The following is a 16,927-nucleotide window of genomic DNA, read 5'->3' on the forward strand; positions in this document are numbered from 1 at the left end:
CCCGAGAGGCTTCTTAGGCCTTACCCTCGGCTACGGATGCCTGGTTGTATGGCGTTACAAGCTTCTTGAGGGAACTGGCTGCCTTGCGGGCTGCTGCTGCATCCTTCTTGAACTTGGAGTTGTGCGCCGCTTCAAAGGCCTGCCATTGCTTGGCCATCTCGTCGAAAAGTTCCTGCTTTGTCATCGTTCTTCCTTCTGAAAAGTGTGTGTAATCCCCAATAATACCATTCGATTCGCTATTCGCTATTCGCTATTCGCTATTCGCTATTCGCTATTCGCTATTCGCTATTCGCTATTCAACGCCAGCCTCCGCCCAACGCCTTATACAACCTAATGTAGGCGACGTACCACGCTGCACGTGCGGTTACTTCCTTGCGTTGGGCGTCCAGCAGGGAGCGCTGGGCGTCTAAGACCTGGAGGTAGGGCGTGGCGCCGTAGCGGTAGCGGAGCTCGGAGAGACGCAAAACGTCGCGGTTGGACTTGACGCCGGCAACGGTGGCGTCTACTTCGGATCTGCGCTGGACAACGTCCACGAGGGCGTCGTTCACTTCTTTGAAGGCTACAAGAATTGACTGACGATACAGTGCAACCGCTTCCTTGGTGTTGGCATCGGCCACGTCCACCTGGGCTGCGAGCTTGCCGCCCTGGAACAATGGCTGGGCTACATTACCGGCGGCGTTCCACATGAGGGAGTTGGCGTCGAAGACGGTGGAACCGTCGAGCGACTGTAAGCCCCCTGTAGCATTGATGGCAAAACGAGGGAATTGCTCGGCAATGGCACGTCCAACAAGGGCGTTGGCGGCAATGAGGCGCTGTTCGGCGGCTACGACGTCCGGACGGCGCTCGATGAGCTGACTTGGAAGCCCCGACGGAAGGGCGGTGGGCACGTTCTGTTGCGACAAACTCTTCCCGCGCTCAACGGCAAGTCCGGGCTGACGTCCCAAGAGGACGTTGAGGGCGTTCTCTGTCTGGGCGATGGAGATCTTTACAACAGGAAGTTCGGCCTCTACTCGGCGCAACTCCCCTTCTGCCTGACGCCAATCGAGCTCGGATGTCTTGCCCCCTTCAAAAAGGGTCTTGGCAAGACGTTCATATTCTCTGCGCGATGCAAGGTTGCTGTCGATGATCTCCTTGAGCATGTCGAGCTGACGAAGCGTGATGTAGGTCTCGGATACGGCCGAAACGATCGAAACTCGCGATGCCCGATAGGCTTCTTCTGTTGCACGCAATTGTGCACGCTGAGCTTCTGTTCCGCGTCGGATGCGGCCAAACACATCAAGTTCCCACGACAACGTGGCCATGAGTCCGAACACACCCGTTGGTCCAAGGAAGGCATCTCCGGATACGCCCGGATATCTGTTCTCGGAATTGGCGAAACCGCTCACATCACCGTTCACTCCCAACGTTGGGAAGAGTCCGCTGTTGGCAATGGTCACCTGAGCACGCGCTGCCTCAATGCGTGCCATCACCGCCAAGAGATCGAGGTTACTGTCGAGCGAACGTTTGATATATCCGTGCAACACGGCATCATCGTACACCCGCCAATATGGCTCCTGACCCAACGATGTATCGGTGCGTACACGCTCTCGCCATCCGTCGGGCGTTACGATATCGGGACGTTGATAATCCGGCCCCACCTTGCAACCTTCAAGTGCAACAAGCACGAGTACACAACACACGACGATGAATTGCAGGTGTCTCATTGTGCACTCTCCGTAGGAACGTTGGCTGCCTGCTCTGCCTTGGCCTTCTTCTTCAGAGAGAATCCTTCGATAAAGGCAAAAAGTCCAGGCACCAACACAACACCAAATGCCGTGGCGATAAGCATCCCATAGAACACAGCTGTTCCCATGGCCACGCGCGAGCCGGCCCCGGATCCGGAAGCGGTCATCAACGGCACAACGCCGAGAATAAAGGCAAAGGCAGTCATGAGGATCGGACGGAAACGCAATCGAGCAGACTTCACGGCCGCCTCCGCATACGATGCCTTCTCCTTCTCCACGGTCTCTTTCGCAAACTCTACGATGAGGATAGAGTTTTTCGCTGCAAGTCCGATGAGCAGGATCAAACCGATCTGCGTATACACGTTGTTATCCAGCCCCATGATCCACACACCAAAGAATGCGCCGAATGCAGCGATCGGTGTTCCCAACAACACACTCCATGGAAGTTTCCACGAGTCGTATTGCGAGGCCAACAACAAGAACACCAGCACAATGGCCAAGATGAAGGTTGGTACGGGGCTTGGTGCACGTTTCTCTTCAAACGACAATCCGGCAAAGGCAATACTCATGGTGTTGGGTAGTTCCGAAGCGGCAACTTCTTCAAGTGCCGTAAGTGCTTGACCCGATGAATAGCCTTGTCCGGCTGCACCGCTGATGGCAACACTGCGGAACAGATTGAAGCGATACATCACTTCAGCACCCGTGGTGTTGCTCGTTGTAACGAGTGTTGAGAGCGGGATCATTTCATCCGTTGTTCGGCTACGAACGTAGAATCCGCCGATGTCGGAGACGGTCTGACGGTATTGCGACTCCGACTGCATGTACACACGGTAGAGCCTGCCGAACCTGTTGAAGTCGTTGATATACGCCCCACCCAACGCTGCCTGCAACGTTGTGAAGACATCTTGAATATTCACACCAAGCTTGCGCGCCTTCTCTCGATCGAGATCAACACCGATCTGAGGAACGCCGGCATCGAACTGCGTGAAGAGATTGATGAGTTCCGGACGCTTCGATGCCGCAGCCATGAACTTCATGGTCTGTTCCTGCATGTCCTTTACGGTCATCGATCCCGACCTGTCTTGGAGATAGGCCGAGAAGCCCCCTGCCGCACCAAAACCAGGGATGGTTGGCGGAGCAAAACAGAAGACGATGGCCTCGGGCAATGCCATGAACTTGCGGTTCAAGGTCTTCATGATGCTCTTTGCATGAAGCTCGGGAGAATCACGCTCCGACCATGGTTTGAGTCGCACCAAGAACGATGCAACGTTTGGTGTGTACGCGTTGGTGAGGAAGGAAAGTCCACCCACCGTGTTATACGACTCAATACCTGGCTGTGCCGCAAGGATCTTCTCGATCTGCGCACACAGTGCATCCGTGCGCTCAAGCGATGAAGCATTCGGCAACATCACGTTGGCAAGGAAGATGCCCTGGTCTTCATCCGGAACAAAGCCGCTTGGTACACGGCCCATTGTGAGCACTGCCAAGACCGCAAAGCCAACCACGGCCACAAGGGCAAGGACCGACTTACGAACAACGAGTCGAACAATACTGATGTATCCGTCCGTTGTTCGACCAAAGATCTTGTTGAACCACCGATAGAATGCTTTAAGGGGCCCCTTGCCGTTGAGATCTGTTGGCTTAAGCAGCATGGCTGCTAGGGCCGGACTCAGCGTAAGGGCGTTGAAGGCCGAGAGGATCACCGAGAAGGCGATGGTCATGGCGAACTGCTGATAGAGTCGGCCTGTGATCCCGCCCAAGAACGCAACAGGGACGAACACAGCAGCGAGGATCAAGGCAATGGCAACAACCGGACCCGACACCTCGCTCATGGCCTTGAGTGTTGCCTCTCGTGAGTTCATCCCCTGTTCCATGTGATGCATCACGGCCTCTACCACCACAATGGCATCATCCACAACGATACCGATGGCCAACACGAGTCCGAAGAGCGACACCGTGTTGATGGAGAATCCGAGCAATGGGAAGAGAGCGAAGGTACCGATGAGGGACACCGGAACCGTAAGCAAGGGAATGAGTGTGGCTCTTCCGTTCTGCAAGAAGATGAAGACCACAAGGATCACAAGGAGGACGGCCTCAAGAAGTGTGTGAACGATCTCCTCAATGGATGCTTCAACAGCAGGTGTTGTATCATACCCAACAACTGCGGTGATGTCGTCCGGGAACGTAGACTTCAACGTCTCGAGCGTTTCATAGATGCCTTCTGCCGACTCCAACTGATTGGCACCGGGAAGAAGATAGATTGCCAAAAGGGCGGATGGTTTGCCCCCTAATCGACCAAACGACTTGTAGTTTTCTGAACCGAGTTCAACACGTGCTACATCTCCGAGACGCACGATACGTCCGTCAGCGGTTTCGCGCAGGATGATGTTGGCAAATTCTTCGGGCGTGGTGAGACGTCCGGGAGCACTGACCGTAAACGTATTCTCCTGTCCCGGTGCTGAAGGCGGTGCGCCAACCTTACCGGCAGGAGCCTGAATGTTCTGATCCTTGACGGCCGTCATCACATCGGAACTTGTCAGTCCGAGCTTTGCCATCATATCGGGTTTGAGCCAGATACGCATGGAGTATTCCGACCCGCCCATGAGATCCACCTGCGACACACCCTTTACCCGCAGGATCTGATCTCGAACATTGATCATCGCATAGTTGTTGAGGAACTCGCCACTATACGTTCCCTTTGGTGAGGCGATGCTAACAAGCATCAGGATCGACGGGTTGAGTTTTGCAACAGTAACACCCTGTTGCAACACCTCTTGCGGAAGACGTGAGTTTGCTTGTGACACGCGGTTCTGCGTGAGCATGTTCGCATTGTCGAGATCAACGCCCACATCAAACGTTACTTCGATCACGCCAACACCATCAGAGGTATTGCGAGACATCATGTAGATCATGTTGTCTACGCCGTTCACCTGTTGTTCGATCGGAGTGGCAACGGATTGCTCCACGGCCTCTGCACCGGCGCCGGGGTAGGTCCCTGTTACACGTACGAGAGGGGGCGAGAGTGGCGGGTACTGCTCGATCGGAAGACTGAGCATCGACACAAGTCCGGCGATCACCGTAACAATGGAGATCACGATAGCAACGATAGGACGTCGCACGAAGAAGGCTGAGAACATCGTAGTGCTCCTTATGGACGGTTAAGGAGACTATCGATCGGAACCGTTACCTGCTGCGGGGCTACCTTCACACCATCACGGACCTTTTGGAGTCCTTCAATAACGATACGTTCGCCGGCCTTGAGTCCGGCTTCAATAACGTAGGCACCACCAACGCGGTTTCGAACAACAACGGGGCGCATCTTCACAACATTGTCCGATCCAACAACTGCTACCCGATAAGCCCCTTGCAATTCAGAAATGGCTCGTTGTGGAACGACCACGGCACCGGGCCTGCGTTCCACTACGGCACGAACCTTGGCGAACTGTCCGGGACGAACTTCACCATCGGGATTCGGGAAGAGTGCTTCGATGAGAATGGTACCTGTCTCAGGATCAACGGCATTGTCGATCACCACGGCACGTCCGGGATACGGATGGGCGATCTTGTCGGCAAGGATCATTTGAAATTCGATCTGCCCTGTATCGCCCGATGCCTTGCGAGATGCTCTCGACTTCACAAAGTTGATCCACTCAAGTTCGGAGATGCTGAATTGCACCTTGATAGGATCGAGCTTGGACACCGTTGTGAGAAGGTTGCCGTGCATCCGGGAGACAAGGTCACCTGCCTCAACCTGCGTCTTCCCGGCAAGACCATCGATCGGAGACGTCACACTGCAATAGCCCAGTTCAAGTTGTGCCTTTTGCACACTGCCCTTGCGGGCTTGGACCGAGGCAAGGCTGGCCTTCTCGAGTTGGACAGCTGTTTCGTACTCTTGACGGGAGATGGCGTTCTGTTCTACGAGAGGCTTGTACCGGACCACATCCTGTTGAGATCTCGCAAGATTGGCTTCAGATTCAGCGAGTTCGCCTCGTGCAACACTGACATTTGCTGAATACTGCAACGGGTCGATGATATACATGACCTGACCGCGCTTGACAAACGTGCCTTCCTTGTAAACAACACGATCGAGGTATCCCTCAACCCGCGCGCGGATCTCCACTTCTTCCCCACCACGCGTCTGCCCCACCCATTCATTGTAGATGGGTACGTCTCGCACTTCCACTGTAGCCACTTTCACGGGCATGGGAGGGGGCGGACCAGCTTCTTCCTTGTGGCATCCTGTAAGAACAGTTATACCGATCAACAGCGCAATGCCAACGGTCCACCGAATCATAAACATCTCCCAGTGTAAGGCGCGTAAATTAACGAATGAACTTTGGATGCATGAGGTTCTCGAGTGAGAAGATCTCATCGATCTTCGCATCGTCTAGGAGCCCCTTTGCACGGACAATGTCGATCACGGACCCGCCGGTCTCATATGCTTCCTTGGCTATTGCGGCACTCACCTCATATCCAAGGATCGGATTGAGAGCCGTAACGATGCCGATGGAGTTCATCACCATGCTACGGGCATGCTCGGCATTTGCTGTGATACCGTCAATACAACGCTCCCGCAGAGTACTGCAGGCGTTTGTTAGCGTTTCGATGGACTGGAACAGGCAATAGGCCAGCACGGGTTCCATCACGTTGAGCTGGAGCTGACCGGCCTCGGCGGCAAAGGTCACGGTAACATCATTGCCGATCACGAGGAAGCAGACCTGATTCACCACCTCGGGGATCACCGGATTGACCTTGCCGGGCATGATGCTCGAGCCTGGTTGGAGTCGGGGAAGATTGATCTCATTGAACCCGCACCGCGGTCCGGACGACAACAATCGCAGGTCATTACAGATCTTGGAAAGCTTCACAGCAACACGCTTGAGCACGCCGCTCACCTGCACGTATGCCCCGTTGTCCCACGTTGCTTCAATGAGATTGTGTGAGAGAATAACAGGTACACCAGAGACTTCGGCAAGGTATTTCACCGATAGCGCAGGATACCCTTCCGGAGCGTTGATGCTTGTGCCGATGGCTGTTGCTCCGAGGTTAACCTCGGTGATCAGCGCACGGGCTTCTTCGAGTCTGCGGAGATCTTCGCCGATATTCACAGAGAACGATTCAAACTCTTGACCAAGCGTCATCGGGACAGCGTCTTGCAACTGTGTGCGACCCATCTTGATCACGTCCTTGAACTCTCTTCCCTTTTTCGCAAACGACTCTTGGAGTCGGCCCAGCTCTTCAATGAGCTTGCCGATCTCTATATACAGACTCAACCGAAATGCCGTTGGATAGGCATCGTTGGTGCTCTGTGAGAAGTTGACGTGATTATTTGGGTGCACCACATCATAGTCGCCCTTTGGTCTGCCAAGGATCTCAAGCGCCTTATTGGCGATCACCTCGTTCGCATTCATGTTCGTTGATGTGCCCGCTCCGCCTTGGATCACATCAACAATAAACTGATCGTGCAGCTCACCGGCAATGATCGCATCACAGGCCTTGCAGATCGCATCGGCGATCTCGGGCTCAACAACTCCGAGGTCCTTGTTGGCAAGGGCAGCTGCCTTCTTCACATAGCCAAAGGCGGCGATGAAGGACGTTGCGTGACTGATCGGGATACCGGTGATGTGGAAGTTCTCACTTCCACGAAGTGTTTGAACACCGTAGTAGGCATTATCCGGCAGTTGGCGTTCACCGAGAAAATCATGTTCCGTACGCATGGTCAAACCTCCAGGTGTTCAGAATAGACGGGCATATAGGCAGGGGCATCGAACAACTCGATGAGCGTATTGCGAAGCACGGTTCTTGCATCATCTTCGCCGTGGGTTAGGAACAACGTAGGCTTTCCGCCGCGTGCAACAGCTTCGTACCACTTCACCAGATCTACTTGTCCGGCATGGGCACTGAAGCCGCCGAGTGTATGGATCTTGGCGCGCACCTCTTTGTACTCGCCCATGATCATGATGTGGTCTGCACCGTCAACAAGTCTACGACCCAAGGTGCCCCTTCCCTGATATCCGGAGATAACGAAGTGGCTTTTCGGATCATTGATATTGTTGTTGAGGTGGTGCATGATCCGTCCGGCCGTTACCATGCCCGAGCCGGCGATCACGATGAACGGTCCATGCTCATCATTGATGGCCTTTGACTCATCGGCTGTTACACAGGTACGCAGGGAACGAAGATTGTGGTAGAGTGTACCATCGTCCGTGATCTTCGTTGCTTCAGTATCAAAGAGTTCTTCGTGTTTGCGGTAGACAGCACTTGCCTTGATTGCCATTGGACTATCAAGGTAGATCGGAAGCGCAGGGATACGTTTCTTTCGAATGAGATCAGACAGATGGAAGAGGATCTGCTGTGCACGTCCGATGGCAAACGACGGAATGAAGATCTTTCCCTTTTGCTCAACCGCTTCAATGATGATGCGTTCAAACTCTTCGAGAGTATCGCTGAGTGACTTGTGATTACGGTCACCGTAGGTGGACTCCATCACCAGCACATCGGCCTTGAGAGGGGGCTCCGGATCGCGTAGGTACGGCAGGTTTGGAGGACCAACGTCTCCCGAGAACACCACGATCTTTTCAGTCCCTTGATCCTTGATACGCAGTTCTACACTTGCTGAACCAAGCATATGTCCGGCATCGTGGTAAACCGCTGTGATGCCCGGAGCTACTTCAACCGGTTGATCATAGAACACATCAACCATCTGAGACACGCACTGCTCTACGTCATCAGCATCGTAAAGGGGCTCATCATTGCGGTTGACCTTATGCCCCTTGCGTTCTGCTCTACGTTTGCGTCGTTCAAAGTCCGACTCTTGGATGTGCGCCGCATCGGCCATGATGATCTCCGAGAGATCCCGTGTTGCTTCCGTGCAGAAGATCGGTCCACGGTAGCCCTCGCGAACCAGCAGCGGCAGTCGTCCGCAATGATCCAGGTGACCATGGGTAAGCACCACCGAGGCGATATCCATGCGGTGGATCCGACCCGGGATCACATTCCTCGCATCATCGTCCTTATCCCCCTGGAACATTCCAAAGTCGACCAAAATCGTCGAACTCTCGGTCTCTACGAGATAGGCAGAGCCGGTGACCTCACCCGCCGCGCCATATGGTGTGATTGTAATCATGGACAAAGTTACGCGATGCGCCGTCATGCCGCTTCGCTCGGGATGACGAGGTCCCTCGTCGCTCCAGGCACGGCATGCCGTACCCCTACGATTCTCGGGATGACGAGGTCCCTCGTCGCTTTGCTCCTCGGGATGACGCTGGTGTCACTTTGTAATAAGGGTCCCTCGTCACTTCGTTCCTCGGGACGACGCTGGTGTCGATTTTATGTAGAGGTCCCTCGTCACTTTGCTCCTCGGGATGACGAGGTCCCTCGCTTCGCTCGGGATGACGAGGTCCCTCGCTTCGCTCGGGATGACGCTGGCGTCGCTCTTATAAGAAGGCCTTCGTCGCTTCGCTCCTCAGGAGTTGAGAGTATGAAGTAAGGAGGAAGAAGTGTGTGCAGTTCTGGGTTGACTGCATGTATCAATGCTAGCTTCTTCTCGCGTCGAAATCCCTTGATCTTCTTTTCTCGTGCGATCGCGTCTAGGATGTTGTCAAACCACTCGATGTACACTACATCAGTAACACGATACTTGCCACAGAAGTGCGAGTCGTCTTCATGCAAGTGCTCAAGCCGACGATTGCCTATGTGACTCGTTACGCCTGTGTAGAACACCGTGCGTCGTTTGTTTGTCATGATGTATACACAATTTGTTGCCATACATTCCTCGTGCGTTCCCGTCCACGGAACGTGACAACGCCGCCATAGTTTAAAACCGAACGGGCGTCATCCCGAGGAACGAAGTGACGAGGGACCTCGACATGAAAAAGCCGAATGGGCGTCATCCCGAGGAACGAAGCGACGAGGGACCTCGATATGAAAAAACCGAACGGGCGTCATCCCGAGGAACGAAGTGACGAGGGACCTCGACATGAAAAAGCCGAATGAGCGTCATCCCGAGTCGCGAAGCGACGAGGGACCTCGACATGAAAAAACCGAACGGGCGTCATCCCGAGGAACGAAGTGACGAGGGACCTCGACATGAAAAACCGAATGAGCGTCATCCCGAGGAGCGTAGGGGCGAGGCCCTGCCTCGCCCGAAGCGACGAGGGACCTCTTGCGTAACTTTGCCCTGTGCAACAAGAATCGTCGGAAACAAAGAAGGTTGATTACCGCTTACTGAGGCGGTTGATCGGATTCCTCAAGCCCTATAAGCCCCATATCGGAGGGGCTGTTGTGTTGACGTTGGTGTCCTCGGCGCTTGGTCCGTTGCGACCATACCTAACGCGCATCGCAGTTGACGACCACATCGTTAAAGGGGATTTCCCCGGACTGTTGATGTTCGTTGGCATCATCGTGGGGTTGTTGTTCTTGCAGGGGGCTTTGCAGTACGGCCTATCGCTCTTGATGACGTGGGTTGGACAGCGTGTGTTGCTGGATATCCGCAACACGTTGTTCAGACACGTAGAACGTTTGGCATTGCGGTTCTACGATACCACACCGGTTGGACGTATCGTTACCCGTGTAACGAGTGATGTTGAAGTGCTCAACGAGCTCTTTTCGTCGGGCGTGGTGCTGATGATCTCGGATGTGATGGTCATCGTGTGGATCCTCTATTTCATGTGGAGCACATCGCCACAGTTGACGATGATGACGATCATCATTCTGCCGTTCTTGCTCATTGCGTCATTCATCTTCAGGGGAAAGGTGCGCAAGGTCTACAATCTGATCCGACGTCAGGTAGCGCGCATGAACTCCTTTATGAACGAGTTCGTAACAGGCATCGGAGTGGTGCAACTCTTCCGACAAGAAGAGCGCATGGAACGTCAGTTCGCCGAGATCAACAAAGAACACCGCGAACTTCAGGACCGTTCAGTCTTCTATCACGCCACGTTCTTCCCGGTTGTGGAGTTCCTCAGTGCCGTTGCACTCTCGATCATCGTCTGGTATGCAGCAGGCAATATCCTGTCCGGCGCGATGACCATCGGGATGCTCATTGCCTTTACGCAGTTCACGGAAATGTTCTTCCGTCCGGTGCGCGACCTCACAGAAAAGTACAACACCCTTCAGTCGAGCGTTGTTGCCTCGGAGCGCATCTTCTCCTTGCTCGATACCGACATGACCGTGCCTGATGCGCCCAATGCCGCCCCCTTCACCGAGCTTGAAGGTGCTATTGAATTCCGTGACGTTCACTTCAGCTACGACGGCACAACGCCGGTCCTCAAGGGAGTATCGTTCACTGTCAACAAGGGCGAGACCGTTGCACTCGTTGGAGCCACCGGAGCCGGGAAGAGTTCGATCATCAATCTCCTCAGCAGGTTCTATGAGTTTCAAGGGGGCGATATTCTCGTGGATGGCAAGAGCATCCGCGATGTTCGCCAACACGATCTGCGTGCACGCATCGCCGTGGTCTTACAAGATGTGTTCTTGTTCTCACGATCAGTAGAGGAGAACATCACCTTGGGACGCGAAGAGATCACACTCGACGATGTGGTGAACGCCGCCGTATCGCTCGGTGCGGACCCGTTCATACGAAGACTTCCAAACGGCTATCAGACCAATGTGCGAGAGCGTGGCGCTGTACTCAGTGTCGGACAAAAGCAGCTCATCTCGTTCTGCCGAGCAATGGTCACCGATCCTGATATCCTCATTCTCGACGAAGCCACCTCGAACATCGATACAGAGACCGAGCAACTCATCGAACGCTCGATAACCACGATGTTGCAGGGTCGCACATCTATTGTTATCGCGCACCGACTCTCAACGATCCAACGCGCCGACCGCATTGTTGTCTTGCATCATGGTGAAGTGGCAGAAGTAGGCACGCACCAAGAGCTGCTCGCTCATGGCGGTCTTTATGCAAAGCTGCATGCGCTGCAGTTTGCGTGATGCGAGGTCACCCCGAGCGAAGTCGAGGGGACGTGCCTCGACTACGCTCGGCATGACGGGCGGTGCCTCGACTACGCTCGGCATGACGGGCGGTGCCTCGACTACGCTCGGCATGACGGACGTGCCTCGCCCCTCGACTACGCTCGGCATGACGGACGGCCCCTCGACTTCGCTCGGGGTGACGTTTTACCTCACTCCGTCCAAACGCCCATCTCATAGAACTTCTGGCGACGCTCGTTCACAAGCGATTGCTTGGATTTTGATGACAGAGCGTCGAGTTCTTCGGTGAGGGTGTCGATAACGGTTTGGAACATGGTTTCTGGGTCTCGATGGGCGCCGCCGATGGGTTCCGGGACGATGCGGTCGATGACCTTTACCTGGATGAGATCCGTTGCACCAAGGCGCAGTGCTTCAGCAGCTTGTTCCTTGTAATCCCACGACCGCCAGAGAATGGATGAGCAACTCTCCGGAGCGATCACGGAATACCATGCATTTTCGAGCATGAGGATGCGATTGCCGATACCGATTCCAAGTGCGCCTCCTGAAGCTCCTTCTCCGATCACCATGATGATGATCGGGGTCTTGAGTTGCGACATCAAGAGAAGGTTGCGGGCGATGGCTTCTGCCTGACCGCGCTCTTCAGCCTCGAGTCCGGGGAATGCGCCTGGTGTATCAAGGAAGCAGATCACGGGAAGTCCGAACTTCTCTGCCTGTTGGAACAGACGGTAGGCCTTGCGGTATCCTTCGGGATTGGGCATGCCGAAGTTGCGGTAGAGGTTGGACTTTGTGTCTCTCCCCTTTTGGTGACCGATCACCATAACGTGACGGCCGTTGAGCGTGGCAAGTCCGCCAACAATGGCCGGATCATCCTTGTACGCCCTGTCTCCATGCAACTCCACGAAGTCATTGAAGCAATGGGAGATGTAATCAAGCGTATACGGACGGTCCGGATGGCGTGCGATCTGCACACGCTGCCAACGTGTGAGGTTTCGGTAGATGTCTGAGCGGAGGGTCTCGATCTGCTGTTCGAGATCGCTGATCTGAGGCTGAATATCCAGCGTATCCGTGAGAGCCTTCATCTCCTCGATCTTTTTCTCGAGTTCAACGATCGGCTTTTCAAATTCGAGAGTAGCGGTACTAGCCACGGTTGCGCCGTAAGAGGTGTTTCAGAAAGATCTCCACGTCAAGGGCGATGGAGTACGAGTCAACGTAGTAGTCGTTGAGGTGTTCAATGGTCTGCTTCGAAAGTTTCCGCGGGTCACTCACCTTCACAAGTCCCGTGATGCCTTCCTTTCCGGACGTTCTGTGTTTCCCGTCCGAGAAGAGACCAACAACACTCCGTTTGCCGGACAGGACCTCAAGCCAGTTGCCAAAGTCATTGTCCGTGCGTCGCAAAATTAGAACAGGCAGCCCCAGCGTCAAAACAAGGGCAGAAACGACAATGTCAAGGGTTCTCTTTGCAACTCTGTTCCTAAAACGCATCAACGGCGGGATCGCAACCGTTGGCTCAACGCCGGCTACGTCATTGATGATCCGCGCCGTAACGATATCATCGTATTCTGCTGCCATATGGAACCGTGCCCTGAACGCAGATGAGGCGATCATCAATTCCATGGCGGTCTCCCGGCTCACATCTGGGTCTGTGAGCACCACTTCCTGGGCATTCGTCACCTCAAGAATACGCGTGAGGTACCCGATGTCTCCAACCACAGGGATTCCGGCATAATGATCTACGGTAAAGGGGCTTGTTGCAACCACGCCAACGATCTCTGCGTGACGGTGCTCGGCGCGCTGCAGCTCCTCGGCGATACGCATGGTGTGTTCATTCAGGCCTACAAGCAAGATCCGGCGTGTACGCGGACCTCGCGATGAGTCCATGAAGGCGATCAATCCCCGCGTGAGCGAGAACAACACAGCGCTGAAGCCGATGGTCATGAGGACCACGCCCCTACTGAAGGCGTACTCTTTAAAGAAGTACGTGAGCGAAGAAAGAAAGAAGAACGTTACGAGCAGTCCAACGATGCTCCTGCGAACGGTTGGACGGTACTCTACGTATTCGCCAACGGCCATGAGTGACAGCGTTGCAGAAAGCGAAACAACGATCTGGACGATGGGATAGGCATAGGACGGAAACCCAAACGGTCCGTCAAATCGAACAGCCGTGGCGGCCAGAAGTGCAACGTTGATGCTGATCATGTCGAGCACCCACGTTACCACCTCCACACGCTTGCGCATGGCACGCGCCATCAGCGCACGCAGAACAATGCCGAGTCGCAACAACGCCAAGAAGACTCGCGAGCCCCCAAAGTGCTTGCGTGCAAAGATCTCCATCGCATCGTAGAAGACACGCACTTCGTTGATGGAACTGCGCTTGGTGCTTTCACCTTTGTAGTGCACGATGCTGGTTGTGTGCACGTACATCACCTTCGACCCAGATTTCTGAATGCGATAACAGAGATCGATGTCTTCGCCATACATGAAGAACGCGGGATCGAATCCCCCCTGCTGCTTCACGAGGTCGGTTCGTACAACCATGAAGGCACCGATGAGTGCATCCACTTCATACGTGGCATCAATGGGTTTGTAGGTGAGATTATACCGTGCAAAAAGGGGCGATGCAGGAAACAACGATTGTAGACCAAAGAGTTTGCAGAACGATGCCCACGGCGTGGGAAGCCCCCTCCTGCATGCTACCTGGAACGATCCGTCGGGGTTGAGTACCTTACACCCTGCGATACCCGCCGAGGGCTCGTTGTCCATGTAGCGGACCATGACGTTCAGCGTATCATGACCAACGATGGTATCGGGATTCAGGAAGAGCACATACCGTCCGTTGCATTCTTCGAGTCCGCGGTTGTTGGCCTTTCCAAAGCCAATGTTCTCCGGAAGCGCTATCCACGTTACATCGGGAAAGAGCGGCTGGAGATCGGCAACGGAATTGTCTTGCGAGTTGTTATCGACAACGATCACTTCCTTCGTTACGCCGGGCAATACCGCCTGTAACGATCTCAAACACTGAAGGAGATAGTCCTTCACATTGTAGTTAACGATGAGGACGGAGATGTCCGGCTTCACGTTACCGCTTCCCAAAGGAGAAGATGGTTGCGAGTTTGAGTTTCCAGACGAGGAAAGCAGCTTCATACACGATGTTCTTCGACATCTTTGAAACGCCACTGACACGGTCGGTGAAGATGATCGGTAGTTCGAACATCCGAGCCTTGAGTCTCCACGCCTTGTAGTTCATTTCTATCTGGAAAGCATAGCCGTTTGACTTGATCTTCCCGAGGTCGATCTTACGAAGCACCTCTGCACGGAAACACTTGAAGCCCCCTGTGGCATCGGCGATGGGCATGCCGGTGATCACACGCGTATAGATGTTGGCGAACCAACTCAGGAGCAACCTGCTCATAGGCCAGTTGATGACGTTCACACCCTGTACATAGCGGGATCCAATGACCAGATCATGGACCTTGATCGCATCAAGGAATCGTAGTAGGTCCTTAGGGTCGTGCGAGAAGTCGGCATCCATCTGCATGATGATGTCGTACCCCAAGTCGAGGGCCTTGGCAAACCCGGCGCAGTAGGCAGTACCGAGACCAAGTTTGCCCGTTCGTTCAACGATGTGGACACGTAGGTCTGTGAGCATCCGCTCGCGGACGAGTTTGGCTGTGCCATCGGGCGAACCATCATCGATCACAAGGATGTGTGTTTCAGGTACAACGCTGTGCACAGCATCGATCATGCGAATGATGTTGTCGCTTTCGTTGTAGGTAGGTATGCAGACGATACTTTTCACGCTTGGCCATGTCCTCTGAGCATGACAAAAACTGTACGCACCATGATCTCGAGATCGAGCTTAAAGGACATGTTCTCGATGTAGAAGAAGTCATAGCGAAGCCGCTGTTGGATCTCTTCCAATGATTCAGGATTGGACTTCGCCTTAACCTGCCACCATCCTGTTACACCCGGACGAACCTTGAGCCTGCGTCGATAATACGGCAACATCTCGGTGAACTTGTCAACATAGAAGGGCTGTTCCGGACGTGGCCCAACCAGCGACATCTCACCCTTGAGCACATTCCACAACTGCGGTATCTCGTCGAGGTGCGTTTTTCTGATGAACCGCCCAACCGGCGTCACGCGCGGATCATTTTGGTCCGTCCACGTTGGACCACGGCGGTCGTCCACATACATCGATCGGAACTTGGCCATGCGGAAGACGTGACCTAATCTGCCCACACGGTCTTGTACAAAGAACATCGGCCCCTTGGACGTCACTCGAACGGCAAGCGCTGTGAGCAGCCACACGGGCATTCCCACCACAAGGACGATCACACTGAAGAGAATGTCGAGCGTGCGTTTGGCGAATTCTTCCCATGGCTGCATCAGCTCCGGACTCACTTCGATAAGGGGCGAGCCATAGATCTGTTGGGTACGAGCCTGGCCGGAGAAGATCTCGTAGAGATCCGGGACGATCTTCACAAGACATCCTTCGTCTGCAGCTTCAGCGGTGACCTTCAGCAATGCATCATGGTCCGTGTGATCCATCGTCACCAGCACCTCGCGCGGACGAAGGGCAGCCATCACGCGCTGCACGTCATTGATACCGCCAAGGATCGGTCCTGGAAGTCCATGCGGCAACGTAGATGTTGCATCCACGATGATGATACCCCGCACATCGTAGCCCCATGCCGGCTCATCATGAAGATCAACAAACAACTCGCGGAGTCGAGCAACCGAACCCACAAGAACTGTTGGAATCTTGATCACGCCGTGTTCACGAAGTCGACGCTGCAGTTGTCGCGCAGACAGTCTGCCGATGCAAACAAGCGTGAACAGAACAAGCCAATACATCACAAACACAAAACGAGGGTTGCTTTGATACTCTGGAGAACTCGTTGCGAAGATGGCCAAGAAGACCACCGCCGAGCCGAGGAAGGTATGTCGCAGAACCGTGAAGAACTCATCGAACGGTGAGCGGACATAGAAGTCGCGGTACAAGCCCCCTAACCAGAATACAACGCTCCAATACGCACAAGACATCAGGGCGATCACCATGTAGCCTTCCATGGTGAAACTCCGAATATCGGAAAGCACCAAGGGGCGTATCAGTTGATAGACGGCAAAACTCAGCGTAAAGGCGATGAGATCGAAATACATCTGCATCATGCGCGGACGCAGCAGGATGCCGAGTCTGCTCCCGGGTGCAAGGTGCACTTGGGCAGAAACGGGGCGAGATGGATGTTCGATGGTAGCAGACATGATCT

Annotated in this window: 12 protein-coding genes; 1 reads left to right on the top strand and 11 read right to left on the bottom strand. The window is 54.4% G+C overall.

The features are described 5' to 3' along the window. Nucleotides 1-13: 13 nt before the first annotated feature. The 7 genes from IPI29_03325 to IPI29_03355 form a co-directional block, all read right to left on the bottom strand. Entirely contained in the window at nt 14-184 is a 171-nt protein-coding gene (locus IPI29_03325) for a hypothetical protein (GenBank protein MBK7411566.1), read from the bottom strand. A 112-nt stretch (nt 185-296) separates the two neighbouring features. Continuing rightward, nucleotides 297-1,703, bottom strand: coding sequence for an efflux transporter outer membrane subunit (locus IPI29_03330; GenBank protein MBK7411567.1), 1,407 nt, complete (start codon nt 1,701-1,703; stop codon nt 297-299). Then, nucleotides 1,700-4,861 carry a multidrug efflux RND transporter permease subunit gene (locus tag IPI29_03335; GenBank protein MBK7411568.1) on the bottom strand — a complete coding sequence of 1,054 codons (3,162 nt, stop codon included), beginning with the start codon at nt 4,859-4,861 and terminating at the stop codon, nt 1,700-1,702. The genes IPI29_03330 and IPI29_03335 overlap by 4 nt, the downstream gene beginning before the upstream one ends. Before the next feature lie 11 nt (nt 4,862-4,872). Then, nucleotides 4,873-6,018, bottom strand: coding sequence for an efflux RND transporter periplasmic adaptor subunit (locus IPI29_03340; protein MBK7411569.1), 1,146 nt, complete (start codon nt 6,016-6,018; stop codon nt 4,873-4,875). A gap of 28 nt (nt 6,019-6,046) precedes the next feature. Beyond that, the gene (aspA, locus tag IPI29_03345) at nt 6,047-7,441 is read right to left on the bottom strand and encodes an aspartate ammonia-lyase (protein ID MBK7411570.1); all 1,395 of its coding nucleotides are present in this window, start codon (nt 7,439-7,441) and stop codon (nt 6,047-6,049) included. A gap of 2 nt (nt 7,442-7,443) precedes the next feature. Continuing rightward, nucleotides 7,444-8,850, bottom strand: a complete 1,407-nt coding sequence (locus tag IPI29_03350) for an MBL fold metallo-hydrolase (GenBank protein MBK7411571.1) — start codon at nt 8,848-8,850, stop codon at nt 7,444-7,446. 221 nt (nt 8,851-9,071) lie between these two features. Further along, nucleotides 9,072-9,491 (bottom strand): GIY-YIG nuclease family protein, encoded by a 420-nt coding sequence (locus tag IPI29_03355; GenBank protein MBK7411572.1) that lies wholly within the window; start codon nt 9,489-9,491, stop codon nt 9,072-9,074. 414 nt (nt 9,492-9,905) lie between these two features. Between IPI29_03355 and IPI29_03360 the strand changes: the two genes are divergently transcribed. After that, nucleotides 9,906-11,660 carry an ABC transporter ATP-binding protein gene (locus IPI29_03360; GenBank protein MBK7411573.1) on the top strand — a complete coding sequence of 585 codons (1,755 nt, stop codon included), beginning with the start codon at nt 9,906-9,908 and terminating at the stop codon, nt 11,658-11,660. Nucleotides 11,661-11,851: 191 nt separating this feature from the next. Here IPI29_03360 and IPI29_03365 read toward each other — a convergent pair whose 3' ends face one another. Genes IPI29_03365 through IPI29_03380 form a run of 4 tightly spaced genes read right to left on the bottom strand, consistent with a single transcriptional unit; the run spans nt 11,852 to nt 16,922 of the window. Continuing rightward, nucleotides 11,852-12,805: an acetyl-CoA carboxylase carboxyltransferase subunit alpha gene (locus IPI29_03365; GenBank protein ID MBK7411574.1), complete on the bottom strand. Its 954-nt coding sequence runs from the start codon at nt 12,803-12,805 to the stop codon at nt 11,852-11,854. After that, nucleotides 12,798-14,735: a glycosyltransferase gene (locus IPI29_03370; GenBank protein MBK7411575.1), complete on the bottom strand. Its 1,938-nt coding sequence runs from the start codon at nt 14,733-14,735 to the stop codon at nt 12,798-12,800. The genes IPI29_03365 and IPI29_03370 overlap by 8 nt, the downstream gene beginning before the upstream one ends. A gap of 1 nt (nt 14,736) precedes the next feature. After that, nucleotides 14,737-15,456, bottom strand: a complete 720-nt coding sequence (locus tag IPI29_03375; protein ID MBK7411576.1) for a polyprenol monophosphomannose synthase — start codon at nt 15,454-15,456, stop codon at nt 14,737-14,739. Then, entirely contained in the window at nt 15,453-16,922 is a 1,470-nt protein-coding gene (locus tag IPI29_03380; GenBank protein ID MBK7411577.1) for a sugar transferase, read from the bottom strand. Before IPI29_03380 ends, IPI29_03375 begins: the two co-directional genes overlap by 4 nt. Between the last annotated feature and the right edge of the window lie 5 nt (nt 16,923-16,927).

It is taken from the genome of Ignavibacteria bacterium (assembly GCA_016707005.1).
In the GTDB taxonomy this organism is placed as follows: Bacteria; Bacteroidota; Ignavibacteria; order Kapaibacteriales; family Kapaibacteriaceae; genus UBA10438.

Excerpts from the sequence above, each read along its gene's own strand:
- IPI29_03325 (MBK7411566.1), bottom strand. The coding sequence starts at position 184 with ATGACAAAGCAGGAACTTTTCGACGAGATGGCCAAGCAATGGCAGGCC.
- IPI29_03330 (MBK7411567.1), bottom strand. The coding sequence starts at position 1,703 with ATGAGACACCTGCAATTCATCGTCGTGTGTTGTGTACTCGTGCTTGTT.
- IPI29_03335 (MBK7411568.1), bottom strand. The coding sequence starts at position 4,861 with ATGTTCTCAGCCTTCTTCGTGCGACGTCCTATCGTTGCTATCGTGATC.
- IPI29_03340 (MBK7411569.1), bottom strand. The coding sequence starts at position 6,018 with ATGATTCGGTGGACCGTTGGCATTGCGCTGTTGATCGGTATAACTGTT.
- aspA (MBK7411570.1), bottom strand. The coding sequence starts at position 7,441 with ATGCGTACGGAACATGATTTTCTCGGTGAACGCCAACTGCCGGATAAT.
- IPI29_03350 (MBK7411571.1), bottom strand. The coding sequence starts at position 8,850 with ATGATTACAATCACACCATATGGCGCGGCGGGTGAGGTCACCGGCTCT.
- IPI29_03355 (MBK7411572.1), bottom strand. The coding sequence starts at position 9,491 with ATGGCAACAAATTGTGTATACATCATGACAAACAAACGACGCACGGTG.
- IPI29_03380 (MBK7411577.1), bottom strand. The coding sequence starts at position 16,922 with ATGTCTGCTACCATCGAACATCCATCTCGCCCCGTTTCTGCCCAAGTG.